A 25,683-nucleotide genomic window follows, 5' to 3' on the forward strand; every position below is an offset into this window, starting at 1 on the left:
GAGCTGCCGTTCCTGTGAGGTGTGCGGTGTGCGTGCACTTGGGTGTTCCGACAAGTGCCGAGTATCCCACGTGCCCGCCTCTCATTTCCCGGGATAAGCAACCCCGAAGCAACCCCGAAGCGCCCGCTTCCGTCTGGGAGAATGGCTGAAGCCAGCATTCGAGATAGAAGGACGTGTCGTGGCTCAGAGCAGCACCGAGACCGACTGGGTCTCCCGTTTCGCGGACGAGGTCATCGCCGAGGCGGAGCGCCGAGCACCCGGCAAACCTGTCGTCGTCGCGTCCGGACTCTCCCCCTCCGGCCCGATCCACCTCGGCAACCTCCGCGAGGTCATGACCCCGCACCTGGTCGCCGACGAGATCCGCCGCCGCGGTTTCGAGGTCCGGCACGTCCTGTCCTGGGACGACTACGACCGCTACCGCAAGGTGCCCCAGGGCATCCCCGGTGTGACCGAGGAATCCCACGCGCAGCACATCGGCCGCCCGCTGACCTCGGTGCCCGCCCCGGCCGGGTCCGCGTACCCGAACTGGGCCGAGCACTTCAAGGCCGCGATGGTCGAGGCCCTGGCCGAGCTGGGCGTCGAGTACGACCCGATCAGCCAGACCGAGCAGTACACCTCCGGTGCCTACCGCGAGCAGGTGCTGTTCGCGATGAAGCGCCGCGGCGACATCGACGCGATCCTCGCCCAGTACCGCACCAAGCCCAAGGCCGGGAAGAAGTCGCAGAAGCCGGTCGACGAGGCCGAGCTGGAGGCCGCCGAGGGCTCCGGTGCCGCCGCCGAGGACGACGGCAGCGCCGAGGGCGCGGAGTACTTCCCGTACAAGCCGTACTGCGGCGAGTGCGGCAAGGACTTCACCAAGGTCACCTCGTACGACGACGAGACGACCGAGCTGGCCTACGTCTGCACCGAGGACGAGTTCACGGAGACGGTCAAGCTCAGCGAGTTCAACCGCGGCAAGCTGGTCTGGAAGGTCGACTGGCCGATGCGCTGGGCGTTCGAGGGCGTCGTCTTCGAGCCGTCCGGCGTCGACCACTCCTCGCCCGGCTCCTCCTTCCAGGTCGGCGGCCAGGTCGTGGGCATCTTCGGCGGCGAGCAGCCGATCGGCCCGATGTACGCGTTCGTCGGCATCAGCGGCATGGCGAAGATGTCCTCCAGCAAGGGCGGCGTCCCGACGCCGGCCGACGCGCTGCAGATCATGGAGCCGCAGCTGCTGCGCTGGCTGTACGCCCGCCGCAGGCCCAACCAGAGCTTCAAGATCGCCTTCGACCAGGAGATCCAGCGGCTCTACGACGAGTGGGACAAGCTGGAGGCCAAGGTCGCCGACGGCTCCGTGCTGCCCGCCGACGCCGCCGCGCACGGCCGCGCCGTCCGCGTCGCCTCGCACGAGCTGCCGCGCACCCCGCGCCCGATGCCGTACCGGACCCTGGCGTCCGTCGTCGACGTCACCGCCGGCCACGACGAGCAGACCCTGCGGATCCTCTCCGACCTGGACCCGGCCAACCCGCTGACCTCCCTCGACGAGGTCCGCCCGCGCCTGGACCGCGCCGAGAACTGGATCACCACCCAGGTCCCTGCCGACCAGCGCACCCTGGTCCGCGAGGAGCCCGACACCGAGCTGCTGGCCTCCCTGGACGACGAGGGCCGCCGCTCGCTGGAGCTGCTGCTCGAAGGCCTGGACTCGCACTGGTCGCTGGACGGGCTCACCACGCTCGTCTACGGCGTCCCGAAGGTCATGGCCGGTCTCGACCCCGAGGCCAAGCCGACGCCGGAGCTGAAGGTGGCCCAGCGCCAGTTCTTCGCCCTGCTCTACCGCCTCCTGGTCACCCGGGAGACCGGGCCGCGCCTGCCCACGCTGCTGCTGGCGGTCGGGGCGGACCGGGTGCGCAAGCTGGTCGCCGCCTGACCTGCCGGTCCGTCCCGGCGGTCACGGCGTACGCGAAGGGCCCGCACCCCGAGCTGGGGTGCGGGCCCTTCCGCATGCCTGGGCTGCCGGACCGGTCCGGACCGGCTCAGGCGATGTGCTCGTTCTCCAGGTCGCGCTGGTAGCGCTGCTTCAGGTCCGGCACCAGGCGGCGGAGGATGGACGCGCCGCGCGGGTGCACGATCCCGAGGCGGTCGGCGAGGTGTGCTTCCACCTGCTCCGGCTCCGGGAACCCGTTCTTCTCCTCGGTGAGCGCGCGGAAGACCTCGTACGCGGCCTCCTCGAACTTCACCTCGTCGATGGCCTCCGCCTCCGCGGACTCCCCGGCCTCCGCCCCGTCCGCCGGGGGGGCCGGGAACAGGGCTTCCTGGCCCTCCTGGCCCTCGGCCTGCGCCTGGGCGTCCAGGGCCTGCTGGGCGGCCCGGGCCTGCCGCTGGACGTCGAGCGCCTGCTGGGCCGCCAGCGCCTGCTGGGCGGCGAGCACCTGCTGGACGGCCGCGGCCTGCTCGGCCTCCGGCAGCTCGGGGCCGGCCGGGGCCATCACCGGGATGGGCTCCAGGCCCTCCACGTACTGCGGGTTGTAGCCGCCCTCGTACGCCGCCTGCGGGGCCTTCGGCCCGGCGAACCAGGCGCTGTCGTGGGCCGCGGGCATGGCGGTCGGGTCCACCGCGAACGCCGGGTGGGCGTGCAGCTTCGCCATCTGGATCTGCGCCGCGTCGCCCACCAGGACCTGGCCGCCCGGGACCTGGCCCACCAGGACCTGGCCGCCCGGGACCTGGCCCACCAGGACCTGGCCGCCCGGGACCTGTACCGGGATCTGGCCCGGGACCTGCACCGGCGCCTGGTTCGGGACCTGCGCCGCGACCTGGCCCGGCACCTGCGCCGGGATCATCTGCGCCGGGCCTGCCGCCTGCGCCTGGCCCGGGCCGTACTCAGCCGGCCCCTGCCCCTGCCCCTGCGCCTGCGCCTGCCCGGCCGTGGCCGCCTCGGCCGCGGCCAGGGCCGGTGCCCGCGTCCCCGCGGCCACCGGCGGCAGCAGTGCCGGGTCGATGCCCGCCGCCGCCAGCCCCTCCGGGGCCGTCTGCGACAGCGGTACGCCGATCCGGGCCAGCCGCAGCGGCATCATCGCCTCCACCGGCGCCTTGCGCCGCCAGGCCCGCCCGTACCGGGCCTGGAGCCGCGCCTGGTAGATCAGCCGGTCCTGCTCCATGCCGACCGCCTGCTCGTACGAGCGCAGCTCCCACAGCTTCATCCGGCGCCACAGCTTGAAGGTGGGGACGGGGGAGAGCAGCCAGCGGGTCATGCGGACGCCCTCCATGTGCCGGTCCGCGGTGATGTCCGCGATCCGGCCCACGGCGTGCCGCGCCGCCTCAACGGTGACCACGAACAGGATCGGGATCACCGCGTGCATGCCCACGCCCAGCGGGTCCGGCCAGGCCGCCGCGCCGTTGAACGCGATCGTCGCCGCGGTCAGCAGCCAGGCCGTCTGCCGCAGCAGCGGGAAGGGGATCCGGATCCACGTCAGCAGCAGGTCCAGCGCCAGCAGCACACAGATGCCCATGTCGATGCCGATCGGGAACACCAGCGAGAAGCTGCCGAACCCCTTCTTCAGCGCGAGCTCCCGCACCGCGGCGTACGAGCCCGCGAAGCCGATGCCTGCGATGACGACGGCTCCCGCGACCACGACGCCGATGAGTATCCGGTGCGTTCGAGTCAGCTGCATCGCGGCCACCCGCGATCCCCTCCCCTTGTCGAGCTACGGCAGGCACAGCGTACGGCCGACTGTACGGGTGACTGAATGTCAGCCTCCACTGGGTCCCGCCGATCCGCTGCGGATCTCCCGCGAATGGGCCGGTGCCTACTGGGCCGACGGGGAAGCCTGCTGGTCAGGCTGCTTCGGCTGCTCGCCGGCGGAGCCGACGGAGCCGACGGTCTCCTTGGCCGCGGCGATCGCGCTTTCGAGCAGCTTGGCGTGATCCGGTGCCCCGGCGCCCTCGTACGCGGCACCGTTGTAGTCGAGGGTGATGACCACGTTCTGGGTGCGGGCGACGATCGTGGTGTTCAGGAACTCCACGTCCTTCTTCACGCCGAAGATCACGGAGGTGGCCTGGTCGCCGACGCCGCCGGCCTGCTCGGCCTTCACGTCGTGCGCGCCCTCGGTGGCCTTGGCGGCCTCGATCTGCTTGTTGTACTGCTCCTCGGCGCGCTTGTTCGCGCTGCCGAGGGAGGCGTGCGACTCGTAGCGGACGAGGGAGACCGACAGCCAGCGGTACTGCGAACCCTTCAGGCCGTCCTCGTCGAGGCCGTTCCAGGAGCAGCTGGCGCGGGTGGTCAGGTCGTTCGACTTGGTGGCCGTGCCGTTCTTGTCCTTGGCCTCGGGGACCAGGGTGTCGATGGTCTTGGCCTGAACGGTCTTGCAGGGCTCGGGCAGCGTCGCGAACGCCGCCTTCTCCAGGGGCGCCGCCGGCTTGCCGCTCGGCTTGGCGGAGGCCGAGGCGGAGGACTTGTCCTTGCTGTCGGAGCCCTTGCCCTTGCCCTTGTCCGAGTCGGAGGAGCATCCGGCGGCGGCGAGGATCACCGGTATGACGGCTGCGCAGGCGAGCACGCGGGTGAGGCGCGAAGCTGATCGGTGCATGGTTCCTTCAGTACGTTGTGGGCGCGTTGTGGTGAACGCGGTGCGGGCGCGGGACCCGAGCAACGGTAGCCCGATCCGGAGGACGCCTGCTGTGCGCGCGGTCACCCCGGGGGCGGCCGCGGCCGCGTTCAGTCGTTGAACCGCTCGACGAGGGCCGCGGCCAACTGCCGTGCCTTGTCCTGGGTTTCGGGGCTGGAGGGGATCGTGCCGGGCAGCGCGGGCTGCACGCTGTACTCGACGGTGACGATGACGTTCGCGGTGCGGAAGACGATCCGCACGGTCCGCGCCTGGACGGCGCTGGCACCGGCCGGGCTCAGCTTGTCCTCGATGAAGGCCTCGGTGCCGAGCCCTTCGAGGACGCGGGAGCCGAGCTCGGGCGCGGGCGTGGGGGTGGCGCCGGTGCTGCCGCCGGGCGAAGGGGCGCCGGAGGCGGCCGGGGCCGGGGGCGTCGCGGCCGGGGGCGTCGCCGCCGGGGCGCCGGACGGCGGCGGGCTCGCCGCGGGGGCCGGGCCGCTCGGGGCCGCGCCGGTGGGCGGCGGGCCGCCCGGGGCGGCGCCGGTGGGCGGCGGGCCGCCCGGGGCGGCGCCGCCGGTGGGCGTGACGGGGCCGGGGAAGGGCAGGTGCGCGTCGGTGAGGCGGCGGACGTAGACCTGCTTGGCCTTGTCGTCGTCGCTGCTCGTGGCCCGGTCGTACGAGACGACCCGCTCGAAGCGGACCGCCAGCAGCCGGGTCTCCTCCGGGGTCTGCGCCGTCCACCGGCAGCCGACGTGCCGGTCGGCGTCGTAGGAGGCGTCCGCGGTGCCCGCGTACAGCTGGGTGCGCTGGTCCTCGGTGAGGGTGGCCGCGGCCGGCAGCATGGCCTTCAGGCGCTTGCCGTCGGCCGCCTTGCAGGGGGCGGGCAGGCTGCGGTATTTGCCGGCGGGCGCGGGCGCGGGGGAGTTGTTGCCGGCCTTCGCGTCGGCGGTGTCGCCGCCGCTCTTCCCGCTGGTGCACCCGGTCAGGCCGGCCACCCCGGCGACGAGTGCGGTGAGCATCGCGATGCCCGGCAGGACTCGCCGTACCGCTTTGCGCTGCACGTCCACTGGCTCCCTTCGACCGGCCGGCCGCCCGGCGGTCAGGAAAATGCGTTGCCGCGCTTTGGACGCGGCTGGACACAATGTCTATCGCACACGCCGGTACCGGCGCCGGTCCCCTGTCCCATGTGGGGCCAGAAGCGAGGGTTTTTGCCCAATCTGATTTTTCCGTGGGTTTCGGGGGATTAAGACGTTATGTCGTACGTAGAGGTTCCGGGCGCGCAGGTTCCGATCCGGCTGTGGGCCGATCCGGCGTCGGTCGAGCAGAGCGCGATGCGGCAGCTGGAGAACGTCGCGACCCTCCCCTGGATCAAGGGCCTGGCCGTCATGCCGGACGTCCACTACGGCAAGGGCGCCACCGTCGGCTCCGTGATCGCCATGAAGGACGCGGTCTGCCCGGCAGCGGTCGGCGTGGACATCGGCTGCGGCATGTCGGCGGTCAGGACCTCCCTCACGGCCAACGACCTCCCCGGGGACCTGTCGGCGCTCCGCTCCAAGATCGAGCGGGCGATCCCGGTGGGCGCGGGCATGCACAGGGAGGCCCTGGACCCGGCGCGCCTGTACGGCTTCCGGGACGCGGGCTTCGGGGACCTGTGGGAGCGCTTCGACTACATCGCGGACGCCGTGAAGTACCGCCGGGACCGGGCGCTGCGGCAGATGGGCACCCTGGGCAGCGGCAACCACTTCTGCGAGGTGTGCATCGACACCTCCGGCTCCGTCTGGCTCATGCTGCACTCCGGCTCCCGGAACATCGGCAACGAGCTGGCCGACTTCCACATCAACGTGGCCCGCGGCCTCGACCACAACCAGAACCTGGTCGACCGCGACCTCGCGGTCTTCCTCGCGGCCACGCCCGAGATGGACGCGTACCGCAACGACCTCTTCTGGGCGCAGGAGTACGCCAAGTACAACCGGGCCGTGATGATGAGCCTCCTCAAGGAGGTCTTCCGCAAGGAGTTCCGCAAGGCGAAGGTCTCCTTCGACCAGGAGATCAGCTGCCACCACAACTACGTGGCGGAGGAGCGGTACGAGGGCATGGACCTGCTGGTCACCCGCAAGGGCGCGATCCGCGCCGGCAGCGGCGACTTCGGGATCATCCCGGGCTCGATGGGCACCGGCTCGTACATCGTAAAGGGCCTCGGCAACGAGAAGTCCTTCAACTCGGCCTCGCACGGAGCGGGCCGGAAGATGAGCCGCACGGCGGCGAAGAAGCGGTTCTCGGCGCGGGACCTGGCGGAGCAGACCAGGGGCGTGGAGTGCCGGAAGGACGCGGGCGTGGTCGACGAGATCCCGGGCGCGTACAAGTCGATCGAGCAGGTCATCGACCAGCAGACCGACCTGGTCGCGGTCGTCGCCAAGCTCAAGCAGGTCATCTGCGTCAAGGGCTGAGCCGGGAGGGGCCCTGCCCGGCGGGATGCCGTTGGCCAGGGCCCCTCTCCGCGTCCCTCAGAGCTCCCGGTGCACCTTGGTGTTCGACGCCTGGGCGCGGGGCCGGACCACCAGCAGGTCGATGTTGACGTGGCTGGGCCGCGTCACCGCCCAGGTGACCGTCTCGGCGACGTCGTCCGCGGTCAGCGGCTCGGCGACCCCCGCGTACACCTTGGCCGCCTTCTCGGCGTCGCCGCGGAACCGCGTGGTGGCGAACTCCTCGGTCTTGACCATGCCCGGCGCGATCTCGATGACCCGCACGGGCTGCCCGACGATCTCCAGCCGCAGCGTCTCGGCGAGGACCCGGGCCCCGTTCTTCGCGGCGACGTACCCGGCGCCGCCCTCGTACGTGCCGTGCCCGGCCGTGGAGGACAGCACGACGACGGTTCCGTCACCGGACGCGACGAGCGCCGGCAGCAGCGCCTGGGTCATGTGGAGCGTGCCGATCACGTTGACCTCGAACATGGTGCGCCAGTCACCCGGGTCACCGGTCGCGACCGGATCGGCCCCGAGCGCCCCGCCGGCGTTGTTCACCAGTACGTCGCACCGGTCGAGGGAGGCCGCGAAGGCGTCCACGGCCCCCCGGTCGGTGACGTCCAGCGCACGGGCCGCGGCAGACCCGCCGCCGGCGGTGATCTCTTCCGCCAGGGCTTCGATGCGGTCCTTGCGGCGCGCGGTGAGGACGACGTGGTAGCCGGCCTCGGCGAGCTGCCGGGCGGTGGCCGCGCCGATGCCGCTGCTGGCGCCGGTGACTACGGCGGTCCGGGTGCTCATGTACGGGCTCCTCGTTCGTACGGGCGGATACCGGCCAGCATAAGCAGGAGCTCAGCGCCCCCGCGGGGCGTACATGATCACGGCCATTCCGGCCAGGCACACCAGCGCCCCCGCCACGTCCCACCGGTCGGGCCGGTACCCGTCGGCAACGACGCCCCAGGCCAGCGACCCCGCGACGAACACCCCGCCGTACGCCGCGAGCACGCGCGCGAAATCCCCCTGCGGCTGCAGCGTGGCCACGAACCCGTACAGGCCGAGGGCGATCACCCCGGCCCCGATCCAGGCCCACCCCTTGTGCTCGCGGACCCCTTGCCAGACGAGCCAGGCCCCGCCGATCTCCAGCAGGGCGGCGAGCGAGAACAGGACGGCGGACCGCGCGACGAGCATCCCCCCACCCTATGCAGCCGTCTGCCGGCGGCCTGCCGGGCGGGGGGAGCGGGCCGGGGCGGGGCTACGGGGTGGCGACGCCGCCGAATTCCTCGACCGCGTTCGTGACGATGCGTTCCAGGCGGGCGTGGTGGGCGCCGCGCCAGTAGACGCGCTCGCACGCGGTGCACTGCGCGAAGACGTCGTACGAGCGGTGCGTGCCGTGTTCCAGGCGGTCGCCGACGCTTTCCTTGTCGGCCTCCCGCAGGGGGCCGTTGCACGCGGTGCAGCGCGTCCAGGGGGCCAGGGCCGGGGCGAAGCGGCCGAGGACGTCGCGCAGCTGCTCGTCGGGGTTGTCGCTGTAGACGTACGCCCCGGCGAAGATCTCGCGGCGCCGCAGCAGGCCGCGGTCGCGGGAGAGCAGGACGCGCTGCTCGTCGGCGGAGCGGGTGGCGAGGGCGGGGTCGCCGATGTCCTCGTTCTCGTACGCGGCGTCCACGCCGAGCAGGCGCAGGCGGCGGGCGAGCGTGCCGAGGTGTACGTCGAGGAGGAAGCGGAGGGGGGCGCCGGCGATCTGCTGGGGGCGGTCCACGCCGAACACCTCGACGGACTGCCCGGCCCTCGGCACGTACGAGACGGGTACCTCGCGGCCGTCGACGAGGAGCCGGCCGACCTCGGTGAGCGGGACCCCGGCGGATTCGACGACGTGGCCGAGACTGGAGGCGCCGTCCGTGGGGGTCGGCACGCGGTCGGTGCGTCGGCTGGGCGGGGCGAAGAGGCGCAGTTCGGGCGCGAGGGTGAGATGAATGCCGGGTCCGTTCACGCAAGCCAGCATGCCATTGCGGGGCCGGCCCGTGCGGCGGATTTACGGGGTCGGGAAAGGGCCGGGCGGGGGCAGGGAGGGGCAGGGAGGCGGCCGGGTGGGCTCCGGGGCGGGCTCCCGTGCGGGGCCCGCCGCGGGCGGCGGGGTCGGGTCAGGGCCAGACGAGGCAGTAGGGCTGGTGTCCCGCCTCGTGGAGCCGCTGGCTGAAATCCTGCCATTCGTGGAGCAACTGGTAGACGTTGAACGCGTCCCGCGGGCCGCCGCGGTCGGGGACCGTCGACCAGATGAACGCGGCCGCGCCGACCGATTCCTCGCCGATGTCGCGCAGCGGGTCGACCACCGTCATCGGCAGCTTCACCACCGCGTAGTCGGGGTGGAGGACGACCAGCTCCAGCGGCGGCACCTTGTGCAGGGGTATCCCCTGGATGCCGGTCAGGACCATGGCGGCCATGGTCTCCGGCTTGATCTTGGTGAACATGCCGCCCATGCCGAGCTCGTCGCCGCCGAGCTCCTCCGGGCGCATGGTGACCGGGACCCGGGCGGCGGTCGCCCCGTCGGGGGCGCCGAAGTACTTGTACGTCACGCCCATGCCGCGGCCTTTGGGCAGGGCGTCGTCGTCGTCCGTGTCCTCCGGCGGTGCCGGCACGGGTTCGGCGGCGTCCGCGGCCCGGCGGCGGTGCCTGCCCCGGCGGCGGGCTTCGCGGGCTTCGCGGGCGCGCTTCGGGTCGAGGTCGTCCGTACCCTCGCCCGGTCCACCACCGCGTTGCATATCTCCACCCGAATGGTCTTGCCTGTCACGGCCGCGCGGCCCCCGCCACGCAGCCCGATCATCATGGCAGTGACCTCCCCCCGGGCGGCGCGGTGAAACGCCCGTCCGCAAGTCGGTCGCGGCCTGATGAGACCATGGCTGGTGTGAGCTACCCGTACCCGTATGAAGCCAAAGTCTCGCAGACTCTCTTTGACCGTGCGTCCCTCGTGACGCCTGGCGGCGTGAACTCTCCGGTGCGTGCCTTCCGCGCCGTGGGGGGAACGCCCAGGTTCATGGTGTCCGGTACCGGTCCGTACCTGACCGATGCCGACGGCCGCGAGTACGTCGACCTCGTCTGCTCGTGGGGGCCGATGATTCTCGGCCACGCCCACCCGGCCGTCGTCGAGGCGATCCAGGCCGCCGTCGCCCGCGGTACCTCGTTCGGTACGCCCGGCGAGGGCGAGGTCGCGCTCGCCGAGGAGATCGTCGCCCGTATCGAGCCCGTCGAGCAGGTCCGCCTGGTCTCCTCCGGCACGGAGGCGACCATGTCGGCGATCCGCCTGGCCCGCGGGTTCACGGGCAGGTCGAAGGTCGTGAAGTTCGCCGGCTGCTACCACGGGCACGTGGACGCTCTGCTGGCCGCCGCCGGTTCCGGTTTGGCAACTTTCGCGCTTCCGGACACGCCCGGTGTCACCGGCGCGCAGGCCGGTGACACGATCGTGCTCCCCTACAACGACCTCGAAGCGGTGCGGGCGGCGTTCGCCGCGCACCCCGGTGAGATCGCCTGTGTGATCACCGAGGCCGCGCCCGGCAACATGGGCGTGGTGACGCCCGCCGAGGGCTTCAACCAGGGGCTCGCCGACGTGTGCCGGGAGAACGGCGCCCTGTACATCTCCGACGAGGTCATGACGGGCTTCCGCACCTCGCGCGCCGGCTGGTACGGGGTCGACGGCGTCAAGCCCGACCTGATGACGTTCGGCAAGGTCATGGGCGGCGGCTTCCCCGCGGCGGCGTTCGGCGGCCGCGCCGACGTGATGGGCCACCTGGCCCCGGCCGGCCCGGTCTACCAGGCGGGCACGCTCTCCGGGAACCCGGTCGCCACGGCCGCCGGCCTGGCGCAGCTGCGGCTGCTCGACGAGGCCGCGTACGACAAGGTCAACGCGGTGTCCGCGGAGATCCAGGGCCTGGTCACGGGCGCGCTTGCCAAGGAGGGCGTCGTCCACCGGCTGCAGACCGCGTCCAACATGTTCTCCGTCTTCTTCACGGAGAAGCCGGTCCGCACCTACGACGACGCGAAGACGCAGGAGGCCTTCCGCTTCAACGCGTTCTTCCACTCGATGCTGTCGCAGGGCGTCTACCTGCCGCCGTCGGCGTTCGAGTCGTGGTTCGTCTCCACCGCCCACGACGAGGCGGCCGTCGAGCGGATCGCGGCGGCGCTGCCCGCCGCCGCCCGCGCCGCCGCGCAGGCGCAGCCGGAGGCCGGGGCATGAGCGACATCACCGTCGTCCACCTGATGCGCCACGGCGAGGTGCACAACCCGGACGGGGTCCTCTACGGCCGCCGCGCCGGCTACCACCTCTCCGAGCTGGGCCGCCGCATGGCGGAGCGGGTCGCCGACCACCTGAAGGACCGGGACGTCACGTACGTCGTGTCCTCCCCGCTGGAGCGGGCGCAGGAGACGGCGATGCCGGTCGCCGAGAGCCACGGCCTGGAGCTGGCGACCGACGCGCGGCTGCTGGAGGCGGAGAACGTCTTCGAGGGCAAGACCTTCGGCGTCGGCGACGGCGCACTGCGCAAGCCGGGCAACTGGAAGCACCTGACGAACCCGTTCAAGCCGTCCTGGGGCGAGCCGTACGTGGAGCAGGTCGTCCGGATGATGAGCGCGATCGAGGCGGCGCGGGACGCGGCCCGCGGCCACGAGGCCGTCGCGGTCTCCCACCAGCTGCCGATCTGGATCGTGCGCAGCTTCGCGGAGAAGCGCCGGCTGTGGCACGACCCGCGGCGCCGGCAGTGCACGCTGGCCTCGCTGACGTCGTTCACGTTCCAGGGCGACAAGCTGGTGTCGGTGGGCTACAGCGAGCCGGCCCGGGACCTGGTTCCGCCGCACCTGCTGGCCGGGGCGAAGCCGGTGAAGGGCAAGTCGAAGGCGTTCGGCGCCTGACGTCCGTCTCCGGTGTCCGGCCGTTCCCGGCCTGACCAGGGTCTTGTCAGCGCCCGCGGGGGGCGCGAAAGATCGGCAAATCGCTCATGCGAAACTTTTCACATGAGAATTGGCCGCGCCCCCCGCCGCCGCTCGACCAGCGGCCGCGCCCTCCTGCTGACCGCGGTGACCGCCGTCGGTGCCCTGACCCTCACGGCGTGCACCGACTCCGACGGCAAGCCGTCCGGATCGGGCGGCGGCAACTACGTGACGGGCCCGAGTGGCATCTCCACCGTCGCCCAGGCCGATCGGGTGGCCGCGCCGAAGCTCGACGGGGAGACCGTCGACGGGGAGAGCCTCGACACCACCGCCCTCAAGGGCAAGGTCGTCGTCCTCAACGTGTGGGGCTCCTGGTGCCCGCCCTGCCGGGCCGAGGCCCCGCACTTCGCGAAGGTGTCCAAGGAGCTCGCCGACGCCGGCAAGCCGGTCGCCTTCGTCGGGATCAACACCCGCGACAACACCAAGCAGAACGCGGCCGCGTTCGAGGAGACCTACGGGATCACCTTCCCGAGCCTGTACGACCCGGACGGCAAGCTGATGCTCCGCTTCCCCGCGGGCACCCTCAACCCGCAGGCCATCCCCTCCACGATCGTCCTCGACAAGGAGGGCCGGATCGCCGCCCGCACGCTGGCCGCGGTCAACGAGGAGCAGCTGCGCTCGATGATCGACCCGCTGCTCGCGGAGCAGTGACCTCGTGGTCCCCCCTCTTCTCACCCTGGCAGCCGAGCAGGGCGGCGTGAACACCACGGTCCTCAGCGGCGCCCTGCTGCTGGCCCTGCCCATCTCGGTGCTGGCCGGGCTGGTCTCGTTCTTCTCGCCGTGCGTGCTGCCGCTGGTGCCGGGCTACCTGTCGTACGTGACCGGGATCAGCGGCGCCGACCTCGCGGAGGCGCGGCGCGGGCGCATGGTGGCCGGGGCGAGCCTGTTCATCCTCGGGTTCACCGCCGTCTTCGTCTCGACGGGCGCGCTCTTCGGCCAGTTCGGCAATGTCCTGCTCGGCAACAGGGAGATCATCTCCCGGGTCATGGGCGGGCTGGTGATCGTCCTCGGCCTGTTCTTCATGGGCGCCATCCCCGGTCTGACCATGCGGGAGTTCCGGTTCCACCGGAAGCCGACGGCCGGCCTGCTGGGCGCACCCCTGCTCGGGGTGCTCTTCGGCGTCGGCTGGACCCCCTGCATGGGGCCGACGCTGGCCGCCGTCAGCACGCTCTCCCTCGACCAGGCGAGTGCCGGGCGCGGCGCGCTGCTGACGGTCGCCTACTGCCTGGGCCTGGGCCTGCCGTTCATCCTGGCCGCGGTCGCGTTCCGCAGAGCGCTCGGCGCGTTCGGCTGGGTGAAGAAGCACTATGCCTGGGTGATGCGCATCGGCGGCGGCATGCTGATCCTGACCGGCCTGCTGCTCGTCACAGGTTTGTGGAGCAGCATCGTCAGCGACATGCAGAGCTGGACCCAAGGCTTCACGGTGGGGATCTGAGGACTACACGCACATGAGTACGACCGACAAGGCGTCCACGGAGGCGCCGAACCCGTCCGAGGACACCCCGGACTCCGGCGCCGCCGACCCGGCCGCTGCCTGCGATCCGGCTGCCGCCGCCGACCCGGCCGCCGCCGCGGACTCCGCCCGGGATTCCGCCGAGGCCGCCGCCGGCGCGCAGCTGTCCACCGCGCCCGAGGAGGAGTCCGGCGGCCCCGTCGGCATCGGCGTGCTCGGCTGGGTCCGCTGGTTCTGGCGGCAGCTCACCTCGATGCGGGTGGCGCTGATCCTGCTCTTCCTGCTGTCCCTGGGCTCCATCCCGGGCTCCCTCATCCCGCAGACGCAGGTCGACGCGATGAAGGTGGCCGAATGGAAGCGGAACAACGAGTTCTGGGTCCCGGTCGCCGAGAAGCTCCAGTTGTTCGACGTGTACAGCTCGGTGTGGTTCTCCGCGATCTACCTGCTGCTGTTCATCTCGCTGATCGGCTGCATCGTCCCGCGCAGCTGGCAGTTCGTCGGCCAGCTCACCGGCCGCCCGCCGGGCGCGCCCCGCCGCCTCGACCGCATGCCCGCGTACACGACCTGGCGGACCGAGACGTCCCCCGACGAGGTCCTGGCGCACGCCGGGAAGCTGCTGGGCGGGCGGCGGTTCCGCACCGAGGCCGGCCCGTCGTCGGTCGCCGCCGAGAAGGGCTACCTGCGGGAGGCCGGCAACCTGGCCTTCCACGTCGCGCTGATCGTGATGCTGGTGGCCTTCGCCTGGGGGCAGCTGTTCAAGTCCGAGGGCGGCAAGCTCGTGCTGCGCGGCAAGGGCTTCTCGAACACGCTCACCCAGTACGACGACTTCAAGTCGGGCAGCTTCTTCACCCCCGACGACCTGCCGCCGTTCTCCTTCACCCTCGACAGGTTCGACGCCTCGTTCGAGAGGTCCGGCCCGCAGAAGGGCACGGCCCGCGACTTCAAGGCGTACGTCACCTTCAGCAAGGGCGCCCACGGCGCGCCGGAGAAGCGCGAGATCCAGGTCAACAAGCCGCTGGAGGTCGACGGCGCCAAGGTCTACCTCCTCGGCCACGGCTACGCGCCGGTCGTGTCGATCACCGACCCCACCGGGAAGGTGGTCTTCCGGGACGCCGTGCCGATGCTGCCGTTCGACAACAACCTCAGCTCCTCCGGCGCGGTCAAGGTCACCGACGGCTACCGCGACAAGGACGGCAAGCAGGAGCAGCTCGGCTTCAACGCCATGTTCGTGCCGACCTTCGCCGGCGAGGGCAAGGGCACGATGCTCTCCCAGTTCCCGGAGCTGGACTTCCCCGTCCTCGCGCTGAGCGCCTACCACGGCAGCCTGGGCGTGGACTCGGGCCTGCCGCAGAACGTGTACCAGCTGAACACCTCCAAGATGCAGGAGTTCAAGGACGAGAACGGGCAGCTGTTCAAGAAGCGGCTGCTGCCGGGCGAGACCATGGAGCTGCCCGGCGGGGCGGGCGTGGTGAAGTTCGAGGGCATCGAGCGCTGGGCGACCTTCTCCGTCACCCGCCAGCCCGGCAGCGGGCTCGCGCTCGCCGGCGCCGTCGCCGCCATCGGCGGCCTGGCCGCGTCGCTGTTCATCCAGCGCCGCCGCGTCTGGGTCCGCGCCGTGCGCGGCGAGGACGGCACCACCCTCGTCGAGATGGCCGGCCTCGGCCGCAGCGAGTCGGCGAAGGTCCCGGAGGAGCTGGGGCAGCTGGCCGCCGCCCTGCACGACCAGGCGCCCACCGCGCCCGACCGACCTGTCAAGGAAACCGTCGAAGGAGAGCGCGGATGACGCCGCTCGCAGCCGAAGTCAACGAGAACCTGGCGCAGATCAGCAACTACCTGATCTATTCGTCGATGGCGGTCTACACACTCGCCTTCCTCGCGCACATCGCCGAGTGGACGTTCGGCAGCCGCAGCAAGGTGGCCCGTACGGCCGCCGCACTGACCGCCGAGCGGGCGGGCAGCGCCGCGGCGCCCGCGCCCGCTGTGCAGGTCCGCTCCAAGGGCAGCACCGCGGTTCTCGACAAGCCGAAGGTCGTCACCCGGTCCGCGCCCGGCACCCGCGACGTCCCCGACGGCCCCGGCGCCGCCGGCGGCACCGCCGAGGGCGACCTGTACGGCCGGATCGCGGTCTCGCTGACCGTCCTCGGCTTCCTCATCGAGGCGGCCGGCGTGGTCGCCCGCGCCCTGTCCGTGCAGCGGGCCCCCTGGGGCAACATGTACGAGTTCTCGATCACCTTCTCCACGGTGGCCGTCGGCGCGTACCTGGTGCTCCTCGCGCTGAAGAAGAACGTGCGCTGGCTGGGCCTGATCCTCGTCACGACCGTCCTGCTCGACCTCGGCATCGCCACCACCTGGCTGTACACCGACAGCGACCAGCTGGTCCCGGCCCTGCACTCGTACTGGCTGTGGATCCACGTCTCCACCGCGATCTTCTGCGGCGCGGTCTTCTACCTCGGCGCGGCCGGAGCGGTCCTCTACCTGCTGCGCGACTCCTACGAGACCAAGCTCGCCTCCGGCGGCACCCCCTCGAAGATCGCCACCTCGATCCTGGAGCGCTTCCCGTCGGCGGCCTCGCTGGACAAGTTCTCGTACCGCATCAACGCGGCCGTCTTCCCGCTGTGGACGTTCACGATCATCGCGGGCGCCATCTGGGCCGGCGACGCGTGGGGCCGCTACTGGGGCTGGGACCCCAAGGAGGTCTGGTCCTTCGTCACCTGGGTGGCGTACGCCTGCTACCTGCACGCCCGCGCGACCGCCGGCTGGAAGGGACGCAAGGCCGCCTACCTGGCCCTCTTCGCCTTCGCCTGCTGGATCTGGAACTACTACGGCGTGAACATCCTGCTCAGCGGCAAGCACTCGTACGCGGGCGTCTGAGCCCCGACGGTGGCACGCTGGTGGCATGACCCCTGTGACTCATGCCACCAGCGAGAACCGGGGCGAGAACCACTGGCTCCTGCGCTTCGAGGTGCACCTGCCCTGCGCGTACGAGGACCTGTGGCCCGCGCTGAGCACGGCCGCCGGACTGCGCGGCTGGCTGGCCGCCGCGGACGTCCTGGAACGCCGGCTCGGCGGGGCGGTCACCCTGCGCTGGCTGAACACCGGCACCACCGTCTCCGGCCGGGTCACCGCCTGGGACGTCGAACGGGTCGTGGAGTACACCGTCACCGAACACGGCCGCTTCCGCTTCCACCTGGACCCCGTCGGGACGGACTCCACCGTGATCCGCTTCCAGGCGGAGCGCAGCGGCACCGAGGAGGACCGGCTCGACGCCCTGGCCGGCTGGCACCACCACTTCGAGCTGCTGGAGGCCGCACTCCACGGCCACCCGGCCGACTGGTCGCACTGGACCGACGCCCGCTGGGCCGAGCTCCGCGCCTCGTACGCGGCCTTCTCCCACACGTAGCCGGCAGAGGTCCGGCGGCGGTCAGTCCTTGTCCGGGTCCTTGCCGGCGTCCTTGTTCTTCTCCGCGTCCTTGTCGTTCCGCTCCGGGTCCTTGCCGGCGTTCCCGTCCGCGTTCCCGTCGGCGTGCTTGTTCTTCTGCTGCTCCTCGCCGAGCGACCGCAGGAACTCCGGGTTGTCGTCGGGCGCCACCCACTGCGTCCGGCGCGCCCGGCCGCCGCCCACCGCCGACCGCTGCTTGCCGGCGGCCAGCCACACGACGGGGCCGACGATCGAGAAGAGCAGGATGATGAGCACCCAGACCGGCTTGGGCAGGTGCTTGACCTCCTCCTCCGGGGTGTTCAGGCAGTCGATGAAGGCGTAGATGGTCAGCGCGATGATCAGCAGGAACGGCAGAAGGCGCAGCACGGTGTGGGACCGACTCCCCGGCGTTGACGGGGGGACCCGCGCGGGGCCCCGGTGACAGGTCCAGGTTAGTCGGTGACGGATACTGGCCCCTATGGCTTACGACGATCTCCGCTCGCTGCTCCGGGCTCTGGAGCGGGAGGGCGACCTCAAGCGCATCAAGGCCGAAGTCGACCCGTATCTGGAAGTCGGGGAGATCGTCGACAGAGTGAACAAGGCCGGCGGGCCGGCCCTCCTCTTCGAGAACGTCAAGGGCTCGGACATGCCCCTGGCGATGAACGTCTTCGGCACCGACCGCCGCCTGCTCAAGGCCCTCGGCCTGAAGTCGTACGGCGAGATCAGCGACAAGATCGGCGGCCTGCTGAAGCCGGAGCTGCCGCAGGGCTTCATCGGCGTCCGCGAGGCCTTCGGCAAGCTCGGCTCGATGGTGCACGTCCCGCCGAGGAAGGTGAAGGGCGACGCCGCGCCCGTCCAGGAGGTCGTCGTCACCGGCGACGACGTCGACCTGGACCGGCTGCCGGCCCTCTTCACCTGGCCCAAGGACGGCGGCTCCTTCTTCAACCTGGGACTGACGCACACGAAGCACCCGGAGACGGGCGTGCGCAACCTGGGCCTCTACCGCCTCCAGCGCCACGACAAGCGCACCATCGGCATGCACTGGCAGATCCACAAGGACAGCCGCAACCACTACGCCGTCGCCGCCAAGCGCGGCGAGCGGCTCCCGGTCGCGATCGCGTTCGGCTGCCCGCCGGCCGTGACGTACGCGTCGACGGCGCCGCTGCCGGGCGACATCGACGAATACCTCTTCGCGGGCTTCGTCGCCGGCAAGCGGATCGAGATGGTCGACTGCAAGACGGTCCCGCTCCAGGTCCCGGCCAACGCGGAGGTCGTGATCGAGGGCTGGCTGGAGCCGGGGGAGATGCTCCCGGAGGGCCCGTTCGGCGACCACACCGGCTTCTACACGCCGCAGGAGCCCTTCCCGGCGCTGAAGATCGACTGCATCACGATGCGGAAGCGGCCGCTGCTCCAGTCGATCGTGGTCGGCCGGCCGCCGACGGAGGACGGGCCGCTGGGCCGGGCCACCGAGCGGTTCTTCCTGCCGCTGCTGAAGATCATCGTGCCGGACATCGTGGACTACCACCTGCCCGAGTCGGGCGGCTTCCACAACTGCGCGATCGTCTCGATCGACAAGAAGTACCCGAAGCACGCCCAGAAGGTCATGCACGCCATCTGGGGCGCCCACATGATGTCGCTGACCAAGCTGATCATCGTGGTCGACGCGGACTGCGACGTCCACGACCTCCACGAGGTGTCCTGGCGGGCGCTCGGCAACACCGACTACTCCCGCGACCTGACGGTGGTCGAGGGCCCGGTGGACCACCTGGACCACGCCTCGTACCAGCAGTTCTGGGGCGGCAAGGCCGGCATCGACGCCACGAAGAAGCTGCCCGAGGAGGGCTACACCCGCGACGGCGGCTGGCCCGACATGGTCGAGTCCGACCCGGCCACGGCCGCCCTCGTCGACCGCCGCTGGAAGGAGTACGGGCTGTGAGCGTCGACGCCGTGGGCGGGCCCGCCCTGTTCCTCGGAGCCGACACGCCGTGCGTGGCGCTGGTCCGCCCCGAGCTCGACCCCGCCGACGCCGGCGTGCGGCTCGCCGCGCAGGAGGCCGGGGTCACCCCGGAGGAGTTCGCCGGAACGTCCGACGTCTGGCAGGTGATGGCTGACCGCACGGACGGCGAGGGACGCTCCTTCGAGCTGCCGGAGCTCACCGACCGGGAGGCGGCGGACTTCGCGGACGAGCTGCTGATCTACCTTGCCACAGACCGGGAGTGGGAGGCGGAGCTGGCCGACGGCGCCCTCGTCGTCACGGGACACACCGCCGGCGACGACCGGGTCGCCCTGGCGGCACGGGTCGTGCCGCCGGCCGGGGACGCCGGTGAGGCGTCCCCGGAGGACGAGACCGGGCCGTTGGAGGTGGAGCTCGGCACCCTGCCGGTCTCCGAGCTCCGCACCGAGATCGCGGCCTTCCGCCGGAGCCTGGCGTGACCACCGCCGCACACGGTGCCGCAGTCGCGGCACTCACCCTGGGATACGGCCGCGCCTGGCTCACGATCGAGGCCCGCCCCGAGCTGGAGGACGGCTGGCTGCTGACGGCCGATTCGTACAAGGAGCTGTTCGCCCGGTTCGAGGTCGAGCACGTCGAGCGCGAGTACGTCGTCGCCTTCGCGGACCGGCTGATCGCCGGCATGGCCGACGCGGAGCCGTTCTCGGTCCGGCTGACACCGGGCCGGAACAACCCGCTGACCCTGCAGGCCGTGCCGGTGGACGACGGGTTCGCGTTCCTTGCCCGGCTCACCCCGAACGGGGACGACGCGGTGGTCCACCTCGACATGGAGGTCGGCAACCTGGGCGCGGACGAACTGCGCGCCGACTTCGAGAACTTCCGGAGGACCCTCGCATGATGACCACCGCCGACGGGGTCGTCGGTCCCGGTCCCGCCGCGCCGCAGGCCCCCGGCAAGGTGAAGGCGTTCCTGCGGCTCGTGATGATCGAGCACTCGGTGTTCGCGCTGCCCTTCGCCTACATCGCCGCGCTGACCGCGATGTTCCAGCTCGACCGCAGCATGCACTGGACGGAGCTGCTGCTCGTCACCGTGTGCATGGTGGGGCTGCGGACCTTCGCGATGGCCGCGAACCGGATCATCGACCGCGAGATCGACGCCCGGAACCCGCGCACCGCGGGGCGGGAGCTGGTCACCGGTGCGGTGTCCGTGCGCTCGGCGTGGACCGGGGCCGGGATCGCGCTGGTGGTGTTCCTCGGGTCGGCGGCGCTGCTGAACCCGCTGTGCCTGATGCTGGCGCCCGTCGCGGTGGTGCCGATGGTGGTCTACCCGTACGGCAAGCGGTTCACGGACTTCCCGCACGCCATCCTGGGCCTGGCCCAGGCGATGGGCCCGGTCGGGGCCTGGCTCGCGGTCACCGGGACCTGGTCCTGGGACGCGGTGATCCTGGGCCTGGCCGTGGGCATCTGGATCGGCGGCTTCGACCTGATCTTCGCCTGCCAGGACGTGGCCGCCGACCGGGCGGAGGGCGTCAGGTCCGTCCCGGCCCGCTTCGGCGTCCCGGCCGCGCTGTGGGGCGCCCGCGGCGCCCACGCCGTCACCACGGCCCTGCTGGCCTGGTACGGGGTGGCCACCGGCGCGGGCGTGCTGTTCTGGATCGGGCTGGTGGTCGTGGTGGCCGCGTTCCTCTACGAGCACACCATCGTCACCCCGCACGACCTCTCCCGCCTGAACCGCGCCTTCTTCACGGTCAACGGGGTGATCGGTATCTGCCTCTTCGTCGCGACGCTCGCCGACCTCATCGCACGCGGACTCGGGTTGTAGCCCGAACGGGTGGGGTCACCGCGAACTGCATGTCGGCCGCACGCCCCTCTGCATTGTCTTGAGGCACTGTTCCCCGCCACCGCGGGGGTTCCGCTCTGCCGTCAGCCCGCCAGGGCCGGGCGGGCGGGGGCCGGGCGGCGGTGGTAGACCGCCGTGGCGATGCCGGCGGCGAGGCCGCAGAGGTGGCCCTGCCAGCTGATGCCCTCGTGGATCGGGAGGATGCCGGTGAGCATGGTGCTGCCCCAGATGGCGGCCACGCCCAGGGACACGGCGATGCCGAGGACCCGGCGCTCCACGAAGCCGCGTATCAGCAGGTAGCCGAAGAGGCCGAAGACGACCCCGGAGGCGCCCAGGGTCATGGTGTTCGGCGGGGAGATCAGCCAGGTGCCGATGCCCTCGGCCAGGATGATGATCCCGCACACCGCGAGGAAGCGGCGGATCCCGGACAGGGCCGCGATGAAGCCGAGGACCAGCAGCGGGACGCTGTTGGAGGCGACGTGGTCGAAGCCGAAGTGGAGGAAGGACCCGGTGAGGACGCCGGGCAGGCTGTCCGGGTCGCGGGCGACGACCCCGTACTGGTCGAGGGCGTGCCCGGTGGCGTAGTCGACGGCCTCCAAGGCCCACAGCAGCGCCACCCACCCCAGCATCAGCTTGGCCGCGGCCCTGGCCCGGTCGGCCGGGCTCCATCGCGGCTCGATCGTGCTGCTGCTCATCTGCTTCGCCCCCTGTGTGTCGTGCACCGTTCCCCCGGGGAACGTCCGGCACACCTTAACGAGTGCCCGCCCGGTGTGGCCGGATAGTCTCGGAGCTATGACAGAGCGCAAGCGCACCCCGTGGGTGGTGGGGGTTTCCGGGGCTTCCGGGACGCCGTACGCGGCTTCGGTGATCCGAGGCCTGCTGGCGGCGGGCGAGAGTGTGGACCTCGTGGTGAGCCGGGCCTCACGGCTCACCCTGTTGGACGAGACCGGGATCGCCTTCCGCGACGCGCACTGGCGCGAGGACCTGCGGGAGTGGCTGGCCCGCGGGGCCGACGGGAAGCCGGGCACCTTCGAGGTGCCGGAGGGCGACGTCCGGTACTGGCCCGCCGGTGACCTGGCGGCCGGCCCGAGCTCGGGCTCGTATCCCGCCAAGGGGATGCTGATCGTGCCGGCGTCCACGGCCTGTGTGGCGGGAGTGGCGCTCGGGCTGTCGAAGGACCTGCTGCAGCGGGCCGCGAGCGTGATGCTCAAGGAGCGGCGGCGGCTGGTGGTCGCGGTGCGGGAGACCCCGCTGAACGGGCAGACGCTCAAGGCGCTGGTGGCGCTGGACGAGGCGGGCGCGATCGTCCTGCCCGCCTCTCCGGCGTTCTATGCGGGTGCGACGCACATCCAGGACCTGGTGGACTTCGTCGCGGGGCGGGTGCTGGATGCGGCAGGGGTGCCGCACCGGCTGTACCGCCGGTGGGAGGGGGAGCTCGGTGGAGGCTCCCGCCCCCGGGAGGCAAGCGGTGACTAGCGCTTCTTCGCGGCGCGGGTGTGCGGCTTGCGGGTCTGGTCGACGCGGTAGGCGGCGGCGGGCTGGTCGGTGCGGGATCGGTTGGCCAGCTCCTGGAGCTGTCGCATGTGCGCGTAGGCCATCTCGATCGTGTACACGGGTGAACCACTCCTGAAGATCGTCATTTGATCTGTTGAAAGATTCACAGGGTGTTGACCCCTGTGCGCCTTTGATTCTATACGTAAAATCGCAGGATCGCCGAACATTAGAAGGAAGGCTCCAGGTACATGGACGCGGTGGACAGGCAGCTCATCCAGGCACTCCGGGAGAACGGACGCGCCTCGTACGCGGAGCTGGGCCGGCTCGTCGGCCTGTCCGGCCCGAGCGTCACCGACCGGATCAACCGGCTGGAGTCGGCCGGCGTCATCACCGGCTACCGCGCGACCGTCGACGCGGCCTCCCTCGGCCTCGGCGTCACCGCGCTCATCGGCATCTCCCTCTCGGACGCCGCCGACCACGAGGACGTGGCCCGGCGGCTGCGCGACTTCGCGGAGATCGAGGACTGCTGGTTCATCGCCGGCGACGACTCCTACATGCTCAAGGTGCGCGCCAGTGACGTGGACGGCCTGGAGCGGATCATCCGGAAGCTCTCGGGCACCAAGGGCGTCTCGCGCACCCGTACCACGATCGTGCTCTCCACGAAGTGGGAGAACCGGGTCGGGGAACTGCCCGAAGAGCGCTAAGAGTACGGTTGCGGGGTTGGGCAAGGAGCGCTCCCGTACGGGACGAAGTACGCAGAGCGGTACGCGAAGCAGTGCGCGGGGCGCTACAGGGCGCAGGACGAACAAGGAGGCGACCGGCCGATGGACGCTGGGCTCAAGCGTGAGCTGGAGGAGAAGGTTCGCTCCGGCGAGCGGCTGACCCGTGAGGACGGCATCGCCCTCTACGAGTCCGACGACCTGGCCTGGCTCGGGGCGCTCGCCCACGAGGTGCGCACGCGGAAGAACGGCGACGTCGTCCACTTCAACGTCAACCGCCACCTCAACATGACGAACGTGTGCACCGCCTCGTGCGCCTACTGCTCGTTCCAGCGCAAGCCGGGCGAGAAGGACGCGTACACGATGCGCATCGAGGAGGCCGTGCGCCTGGCCAAGGCCATGGAGAACGACAACCTCACCGAGCTGCACATCGTCAACGGCCTGCACCCCAGCCTGCCGTGGCGCTACTACCCGCGCTCGCTGTCCGCGCTGAAGGAGGCGCTGCCGAACGTCTCGCTGAAGGCGTTCACGGCGACCGAGATCCACCACTTCGAGACGATCTCCGGGATGTCGGCCTCCGACATCCTGGACGAGCTGATCGAGGCCGGCCTGGAGTCCCTCACCGGCGGCGGCGCGGAGATCTTCGACTGGGAGGTCCGCCAGCACATCGTCGACCACCGCACCCACTGGGAGGACTGGTCGCGCATCCACCGGCTCGCGCACGAGAAGGGCCTCAAGACCCCGAGCACGATGCTGTACGGGCACATCGAGGAGCCGCGCCACCGCGTGGACCACGTGCTGCGGCTGCGCGAGCTCCAGGACGAGACCGGCGGCTTCCAGGTCTTCATCCCGCTGCGGTACCAGCACGACTTCGTGGACATGAAGGACGGCAAGGTCCGCAACACCCTCCAGGCGCGGACGACGATGGCCACCGGGGCCGAGGCGCTGAAGACCTTCGCGGTCTCGCGGCTGCTCTTCGACAACGTGCCGCACGTGAAGGTCTTCTGGGTGATGCACGGCGTGCAGACCGCCCAGCTGGCGCTCCAGCACGGCGCGGACGACATGGACGGCTCGGTCGTCGAGTACAAGATCACGCACGACGCGGACAACTACGGCACCCCGAACAAGCTGAGCCGCGACGACCTGCTGGAGCTGATCCGCGAGGCGGGCTTCCGGCCCGTCGAGCGCAACACCCGCTACGAGGTCATCCGGGAGTACCCCGGCCCGGACGCGAACCTGCGCGAGACGCCGCAGGCGATGCGCGTCTGAGGCGGCGGGACGCCGGCGGGACGCCGGCGGGACGGTGAAGGCCCTGGTTCCCCTGCGGGACCGGGGCCTTTCGCCGTTTCGCCGTGTCGCCGTTTCGTCGTTGCCCGAGATGACGGTAATGGATACTCTCGGCTTGTGCCTCTTACCTTCACCTTCGATCCGGTCGTCGACCCCGCCCTGCGCAACGGCATCGCCGAGCTCTGGACCGACGTGTCCAATGCCGGCGGCGCCGTCGGATTCGTACCCCCCGTCACGATGGACGACATCCGCCCCGAGCTGGTCAAACACCTCGTCGCGATGGCCGAGGGCCGTCACCGCCTGGTCGTCGGCCGCGACCCGGACGGAAGGGTCCGCGCCTGCGCCTTCCTGGCGCTCAACACCCACCGGCTGATGACCCACTGGGTCTGGGCCTACACCGTCATGGTCGCCCCCGACCTCCAGGGCCGGGGCGCCGGGCGCGCCCTGATGGAGGCCGTCGCCGACGCCGCGCGCGACCTCGACGGCATCGAGGCCGTCCGGCTCAGCTGCCGGGGCGGCCTCGGGCTGGAGCACTTCTACGCCGCCTGCGGCTACAAGGAGGTCGGCCGGGTCCCGGACGCCATCCGGGTGGCCCCCGGCGACGAGCGCGACGACATCACGATGCTGCTGCCGCTGCACTGAGTGTCCGATCTGCGGCTCGTGCCCGTGGATGACCCCGACGGCACGGCCCCCGTCGGGGTCGTGCTTCACTGGACGGGCACGCCGACGACGTACCGACGTACCGACGGACGGGCGTGCGGACGTACCGACGACCGACGACACAGAGAAGGGGTCACCGTGTCCTTCAAGCCGAGCGCCACGATCCGCTACACCGCGATGCGCCTGGGCATCTTCGTCGGATGTCTCGTCCTCGTCGCCGTCCTGGTCAACGTGGGCTGGGTGCCCGCGGGCCTCGGGGCGGCCAACCCCGCCTGGGTCGTCCTGCTCGCCCTGGTGCTCTCCGCGCCGCTGTCCTTCGTCCTGCTGCGCAAGCAGCGCGACGAGATGTCCACGCAGATCGCCGGCCGCGTCGCGGGCGCGAAGGAGCGGCTCGCCGCGAACCGCTCGCAGGAGGACGCGGCCGACGACGCCGCGCGCGTCGGCTCGTAGGGCCCGCCCGCCGGGCGGCGGCGGCCGACCTGACGGGCGGCCGACCTGACGGATCCGCCCGTCCGCCCGCCGGTTACCTTCCTCACACGTCGTGCGCGCGTATCGCGCACCGAAGCGCCCCTGCACCGGGAACACCCCCGGGTGCAGGGGCGTTTGGCGTTTTCCGGAGGCGGGGTAGGGGGTTCGGTGCCACTCTGTCTCAAAGTGCATCTTTGAGGTTCTCAAAGGGAAAGTGTTAGCGTGTTAAACATGTTGACCACGGTTGCGCCCCACCTCACCGCGAGCATCCCGCTCGTGGCGCGCCTGCACGTCGACCTCTGCCGCCGCGCGTCCGCGGCCTGTTGCGGCTGTCGCTGAGTCCAGCACCCCCCTCATTTCTTCCTCCTTCTTTGCGCGTTACCCCCA

General features: G+C 71.4%; 29 protein-coding genes. 19 read left to right on the forward strand and 10 right to left on the reverse strand.

What is annotated here, in order from left to right; all coding sequences use genetic code 11:
- Positions 1 to 178: 178 nt before the first annotated feature.
- Entirely contained in the window at positions 179 to 1,903 is a 1,725-nt protein-coding gene (lysS, locus tag ACIQUT_RS31305) for a lysine--tRNA ligase (RefSeq protein WP_403567832.1), read from the forward strand.
- A gap of 106 nt (positions 1,904 to 2,009) precedes the next feature.
- Here lysS and ACIQUT_RS31310 read toward each other — a convergent pair whose 3' ends face one another.
- The 3 genes from ACIQUT_RS31310 to ACIQUT_RS31320 form a co-directional block, all read right to left on the reverse strand.
- Entirely contained in the window at positions 2,010 to 3,653 is a 1,644-nt protein-coding gene (locus ACIQUT_RS31310; RefSeq protein ID WP_403567834.1) for a DUF2637 domain-containing protein, read from the reverse strand.
- A gap of 126 nt (positions 3,654 to 3,779) precedes the next feature.
- Positions 3,780 to 4,556, reverse strand: a complete 777-nt coding sequence (locus ACIQUT_RS31315) for a DUF3558 family protein (protein ID WP_403567836.1) — start codon at positions 4,554 to 4,556, stop codon at positions 3,780 to 3,782.
- 128 nt (positions 4,557 to 4,684) lie between these two features.
- Complete coding sequence (locus ACIQUT_RS31320) at positions 4,685 to 5,632, reverse strand: DUF3558 domain-containing protein (RefSeq protein ID WP_403567838.1); 948 nt, start codon at positions 5,630 to 5,632, stop codon at positions 4,685 to 4,687.
- A gap of 192 nt (positions 5,633 to 5,824) precedes the next feature.
- Here ACIQUT_RS31320 and ACIQUT_RS31325 point away from each other — a divergent pair, with 192 nt between their 5' ends.
- Complete coding sequence (locus ACIQUT_RS31325) at positions 5,825 to 7,018, forward strand: RtcB family protein (protein WP_403567840.1); 1,194 nt, start codon at positions 5,825 to 5,827, stop codon at positions 7,016 to 7,018.
- 57 nt (positions 7,019 to 7,075) lie between these two features.
- Here the strand turns inward: ACIQUT_RS31325 and ACIQUT_RS31330 are convergent, their stop codons facing one another.
- From ACIQUT_RS31330 to ACIQUT_RS31345, 4 genes are all read right to left on the reverse strand, one after another.
- Complete coding sequence (locus tag ACIQUT_RS31330; protein WP_403567842.1) at positions 7,076 to 7,831, reverse strand: SDR family NAD(P)-dependent oxidoreductase; 756 nt, start codon at positions 7,829 to 7,831, stop codon at positions 7,076 to 7,078.
- Positions 7,832 to 7,882: 51 nt separating this feature from the next.
- On the reverse strand, positions 7,883 to 8,218 hold the full coding sequence (locus ACIQUT_RS31335) for a YnfA family protein (protein ID WP_360623957.1): 336 nt from the start codon (positions 8,216 to 8,218) through the stop codon (positions 7,883 to 7,885).
- A 64-nt stretch (positions 8,219 to 8,282) separates the two neighbouring features.
- Entirely contained in the window at positions 8,283 to 9,020 is a 738-nt protein-coding gene (locus tag ACIQUT_RS31340; RefSeq protein WP_403567844.1) for a Mut7-C RNAse domain-containing protein, read from the reverse strand.
- Between the two features lie 151 nt (positions 9,021 to 9,171).
- Complete coding sequence (locus tag ACIQUT_RS31345) at positions 9,172 to 9,789, reverse strand: hypothetical protein (RefSeq protein ID WP_403567846.1); 618 nt, start codon at positions 9,787 to 9,789, stop codon at positions 9,172 to 9,174.
- A 134-nt stretch (positions 9,790 to 9,923) separates the two neighbouring features.
- Here ACIQUT_RS31345 and hemL point away from each other — a divergent pair, with 134 nt between their 5' ends.
- From hemL to ACIQUT_RS31380, 7 genes are all read left to right on the forward strand, one after another.
- Positions 9,924 to 11,258: a glutamate-1-semialdehyde 2,1-aminomutase gene (gene hemL / locus ACIQUT_RS31350; protein ID WP_403567848.1), complete on the forward strand. Its 1,335-nt coding sequence runs from the start codon at positions 9,924 to 9,926 to the stop codon at positions 11,256 to 11,258.
- Entirely contained in the window at positions 11,255 to 11,929 is a 675-nt protein-coding gene (locus tag ACIQUT_RS31355) for a histidine phosphatase family protein (RefSeq protein ID WP_403567850.1), read from the forward strand. Before hemL ends, ACIQUT_RS31355 begins: the two co-directional genes overlap by 4 nt.
- Positions 11,930 to 12,031: 102 nt before the next feature.
- Positions 12,032 to 12,658 carry a TlpA family protein disulfide reductase gene (locus ACIQUT_RS31360; RefSeq protein ID WP_403567852.1) on the forward strand — a complete coding sequence of 209 codons (627 nt, stop codon included), beginning with the start codon at positions 12,032 to 12,034 and terminating at the stop codon, positions 12,656 to 12,658.
- A gap of 4 nt (positions 12,659 to 12,662) precedes the next feature.
- Positions 12,663 to 13,442, forward strand: a complete 780-nt coding sequence (locus ACIQUT_RS31365) for a cytochrome c biogenesis CcdA family protein (RefSeq protein ID WP_403567854.1) — start codon at positions 12,663 to 12,665, stop codon at positions 13,440 to 13,442.
- Between the two features lie 13 nt (positions 13,443 to 13,455).
- Positions 13,456 to 15,243 (forward strand): cytochrome c biogenesis protein ResB, encoded by a 1,788-nt coding sequence (locus ACIQUT_RS31370; protein WP_403567856.1) that lies wholly within the window; start codon positions 13,456 to 13,458, stop codon positions 15,241 to 15,243.
- The gene (ccsB, locus tag ACIQUT_RS31375) at positions 15,240 to 16,331 is read left to right on the forward strand and encodes a c-type cytochrome biogenesis protein CcsB (protein ID WP_403567858.1); all 1,092 of its coding nucleotides are present in this window, start codon (positions 15,240 to 15,242) and stop codon (positions 16,329 to 16,331) included. The genes ACIQUT_RS31370 and ccsB overlap by 4 nt, the downstream gene beginning before the upstream one ends.
- A 25-nt stretch (positions 16,332 to 16,356) precedes the next feature.
- Complete coding sequence (locus ACIQUT_RS31380) at positions 16,357 to 16,860, forward strand: SRPBCC domain-containing protein (RefSeq protein WP_403567860.1); 504 nt, start codon at positions 16,357 to 16,359, stop codon at positions 16,858 to 16,860.
- 21 nt (positions 16,861 to 16,881) lie between these two features.
- On the opposite strand, the gene ACIQUT_RS31385 is transcribed toward ACIQUT_RS31380, so the two are convergent.
- A complete protein-coding gene (locus ACIQUT_RS31385; protein WP_403567862.1) occupies positions 16,882 to 17,265 on the reverse strand; it encodes a PLD nuclease N-terminal domain-containing protein in 384 nt (127 codons plus the stop codon).
- Between the two features lie 91 nt (positions 17,266 to 17,356).
- On the opposite strand from ACIQUT_RS31385, the gene ACIQUT_RS31390 reads away from it, so the two are divergent.
- The 4 genes from ACIQUT_RS31390 to mqnP are packed head-to-tail and all read left to right on the forward strand — an operon-like array spanning position 17,357 to position 20,650.
- Positions 17,357 to 18,814 (forward strand): menaquinone biosynthesis decarboxylase, encoded by a 1,458-nt coding sequence (locus ACIQUT_RS31390; RefSeq protein ID WP_403567864.1) that lies wholly within the window; start codon positions 17,357 to 17,359, stop codon positions 18,812 to 18,814.
- Entirely contained in the window at positions 18,811 to 19,311 is a 501-nt protein-coding gene (locus ACIQUT_RS31395) for a hypothetical protein (protein WP_403567866.1), read from the forward strand. Before ACIQUT_RS31390 ends, ACIQUT_RS31395 begins: the two co-directional genes overlap by 4 nt.
- Positions 19,308 to 19,727, forward strand: a complete 420-nt coding sequence (locus ACIQUT_RS31400; RefSeq protein ID WP_403567868.1) for a hypothetical protein — start codon at positions 19,308 to 19,310, stop codon at positions 19,725 to 19,727. Before ACIQUT_RS31395 ends, ACIQUT_RS31400 begins: the two co-directional genes overlap by 4 nt.
- A complete protein-coding gene (gene mqnP, locus ACIQUT_RS31405) occupies positions 19,727 to 20,650 on the forward strand; it encodes a menaquinone biosynthesis prenyltransferase MqnP (protein WP_403567964.1) in 924 nt (307 codons plus the stop codon). Before ACIQUT_RS31400 ends, mqnP begins: the two co-directional genes overlap by 1 nt.
- 101 nt (positions 20,651 to 20,751) lie before the next feature.
- Here the strand turns inward: mqnP and ACIQUT_RS31410 are convergent, their stop codons facing one another.
- Entirely contained in the window at positions 20,752 to 21,363 is a 612-nt protein-coding gene (locus ACIQUT_RS31410; RefSeq protein WP_403567869.1) for a rhomboid family intramembrane serine protease, read from the reverse strand.
- Between the two features lie 97 nt (positions 21,364 to 21,460).
- Here ACIQUT_RS31410 and ACIQUT_RS31415 point away from each other — a divergent pair, with 97 nt between their 5' ends.
- Positions 21,461 to 22,144 carry a UbiX family flavin prenyltransferase gene (locus tag ACIQUT_RS31415; protein ID WP_403567871.1) on the forward strand — a complete coding sequence of 228 codons (684 nt, stop codon included), beginning with the start codon at positions 21,461 to 21,463 and terminating at the stop codon, positions 22,142 to 22,144.
- Here ACIQUT_RS31415 and ACIQUT_RS31420 read toward each other — a convergent pair.
- Entirely contained in the window at positions 22,141 to 22,281 is a 141-nt protein-coding gene (locus ACIQUT_RS31420; RefSeq protein ID WP_361090989.1) for a hypothetical protein, read from the reverse strand. The genes ACIQUT_RS31415 and ACIQUT_RS31420 overlap by 4 nt on opposite strands.
- A gap of 129 nt (positions 22,282 to 22,410) precedes the next feature.
- Between ACIQUT_RS31420 and ACIQUT_RS31425 the strand changes: the two genes are divergently transcribed.
- The 5 genes from ACIQUT_RS31425 (at position 22,411) to ACIQUT_RS31445 (ending at position 25,635) form a co-directional block, all read left to right on the forward strand.
- Positions 22,411 to 22,866 carry an Lrp/AsnC family transcriptional regulator gene (locus ACIQUT_RS31425; RefSeq protein WP_179174857.1) on the forward strand — a complete coding sequence of 152 codons (456 nt, stop codon included), beginning with the start codon at positions 22,411 to 22,413 and terminating at the stop codon, positions 22,864 to 22,866.
- A gap of 120 nt (positions 22,867 to 22,986) precedes the next feature.
- The gene (mqnE, locus tag ACIQUT_RS31430) at positions 22,987 to 24,150 is read left to right on the forward strand and encodes an aminofutalosine synthase MqnE (RefSeq protein ID WP_403567874.1); all 1,164 of its coding nucleotides are present in this window, start codon (positions 22,987 to 22,989) and stop codon (positions 24,148 to 24,150) included.
- Between the two features lie 135 nt (positions 24,151 to 24,285).
- Positions 24,286 to 24,810 carry a GNAT family N-acetyltransferase gene (locus tag ACIQUT_RS31435; RefSeq protein ID WP_403567876.1) on the forward strand — a complete coding sequence of 175 codons (525 nt, stop codon included), beginning with the start codon at positions 24,286 to 24,288 and terminating at the stop codon, positions 24,808 to 24,810.
- A gap of 156 nt (positions 24,811 to 24,966) precedes the next feature.
- On the forward strand, positions 24,967 to 25,278 hold the full coding sequence (locus ACIQUT_RS31440; protein ID WP_403567878.1) for a DUF4229 domain-containing protein: 312 nt from the start codon (positions 24,967 to 24,969) through the stop codon (positions 25,276 to 25,278).
- A 249-nt stretch (positions 25,279 to 25,527) separates the two neighbouring features.
- Positions 25,528 to 25,635: a putative leader peptide gene (locus ACIQUT_RS31445; RefSeq protein WP_360624002.1), complete on the forward strand. Its 108-nt coding sequence runs from the start codon at positions 25,528 to 25,530 to the stop codon at positions 25,633 to 25,635.
- Positions 25,636 to 25,683 lie beyond the last annotated feature (48 nt).

Source organism: Streptomyces sp. NPDC090445 (assembly GCF_044769385.1).
Taxonomy (GTDB): domain Bacteria; phylum Actinomycetota; class Actinomycetes; order Streptomycetales; family Streptomycetaceae; genus Streptomyces.

What these genes read in the sequence shown, in the direction of transcription:
- ACIQUT_RS31315 (WP_403567836.1), bottom strand. Translation starts at nt 4,556, where the DNA reads ATGCACCGATCAGCTTCGCGCCTCACCCGCGTGCTCGCCTGCGCAGCC.
- ACIQUT_RS31325 (WP_403567840.1), top strand. Translation starts at nt 5,825, where the DNA reads ATGTCGTACGTAGAGGTTCCGGGCGCGCAGGTTCCGATCCGGCTGTGG.
- ACIQUT_RS31330 (WP_403567842.1), bottom strand. Translation starts at nt 7,831, where the DNA reads ATGAGCACCCGGACCGCCGTAGTCACCGGCGCCAGCAGCGGCATCGGC.
- ACIQUT_RS31335 (WP_360623957.1), bottom strand. Translation starts at nt 8,218, where the DNA reads ATGCTCGTCGCGCGGTCCGCCGTCCTGTTCTCGCTCGCCGCCCTGCTG.
- ACIQUT_RS31345 (WP_403567846.1), bottom strand. Translation starts at nt 9,789, where the DNA reads ATGCAACGCGGTGGTGGACCGGGCGAGGGTACGGACGACCTCGACCCG.
- hemL (WP_403567848.1), top strand. Translation starts at nt 9,924, where the DNA reads ATGGCTGGTGTGAGCTACCCGTACCCGTATGAAGCCAAAGTCTCGCAG.
- ACIQUT_RS31355 (WP_403567850.1), top strand. Translation starts at nt 11,255, where the DNA reads ATGAGCGACATCACCGTCGTCCACCTGATGCGCCACGGCGAGGTGCAC.
- ACIQUT_RS31360 (WP_403567852.1), top strand. Translation starts at nt 12,032, where the DNA reads ATGAGAATTGGCCGCGCCCCCCGCCGCCGCTCGACCAGCGGCCGCGCC.
- ACIQUT_RS31370 (WP_403567856.1), top strand. Translation starts at nt 13,456, where the DNA reads ATGAGTACGACCGACAAGGCGTCCACGGAGGCGCCGAACCCGTCCGAG.
- ccsB (WP_403567858.1), top strand. Translation starts at nt 15,240, where the DNA reads ATGACGCCGCTCGCAGCCGAAGTCAACGAGAACCTGGCGCAGATCAGC.
- ACIQUT_RS31380 (WP_403567860.1), top strand. Translation starts at nt 16,357, where the DNA reads ATGACCCCTGTGACTCATGCCACCAGCGAGAACCGGGGCGAGAACCAC.
- ACIQUT_RS31390 (WP_403567864.1), top strand. Translation starts at nt 17,357, where the DNA reads ATGGCTTACGACGATCTCCGCTCGCTGCTCCGGGCTCTGGAGCGGGAG.
- mqnP (WP_403567964.1), top strand. Translation starts at nt 19,727, where the DNA reads ATGACCACCGCCGACGGGGTCGTCGGTCCCGGTCCCGCCGCGCCGCAG.
- ACIQUT_RS31410 (WP_403567869.1), bottom strand. Translation starts at nt 21,363, where the DNA reads ATGAGCAGCAGCACGATCGAGCCGCGATGGAGCCCGGCCGACCGGGCC.
- ACIQUT_RS31415 (WP_403567871.1), top strand. Translation starts at nt 21,461, where the DNA reads ATGACAGAGCGCAAGCGCACCCCGTGGGTGGTGGGGGTTTCCGGGGCT.
- ACIQUT_RS31425 (WP_179174857.1), top strand. Translation starts at nt 22,411, where the DNA reads ATGGACGCGGTGGACAGGCAGCTCATCCAGGCACTCCGGGAGAACGGA.
- mqnE (WP_403567874.1), top strand. Translation starts at nt 22,987, where the DNA reads ATGGACGCTGGGCTCAAGCGTGAGCTGGAGGAGAAGGTTCGCTCCGGC.
- ACIQUT_RS31445 (WP_360624002.1), top strand. Translation starts at nt 25,528, where the DNA reads ATGTTGACCACGGTTGCGCCCCACCTCACCGCGAGCATCCCGCTCGTG.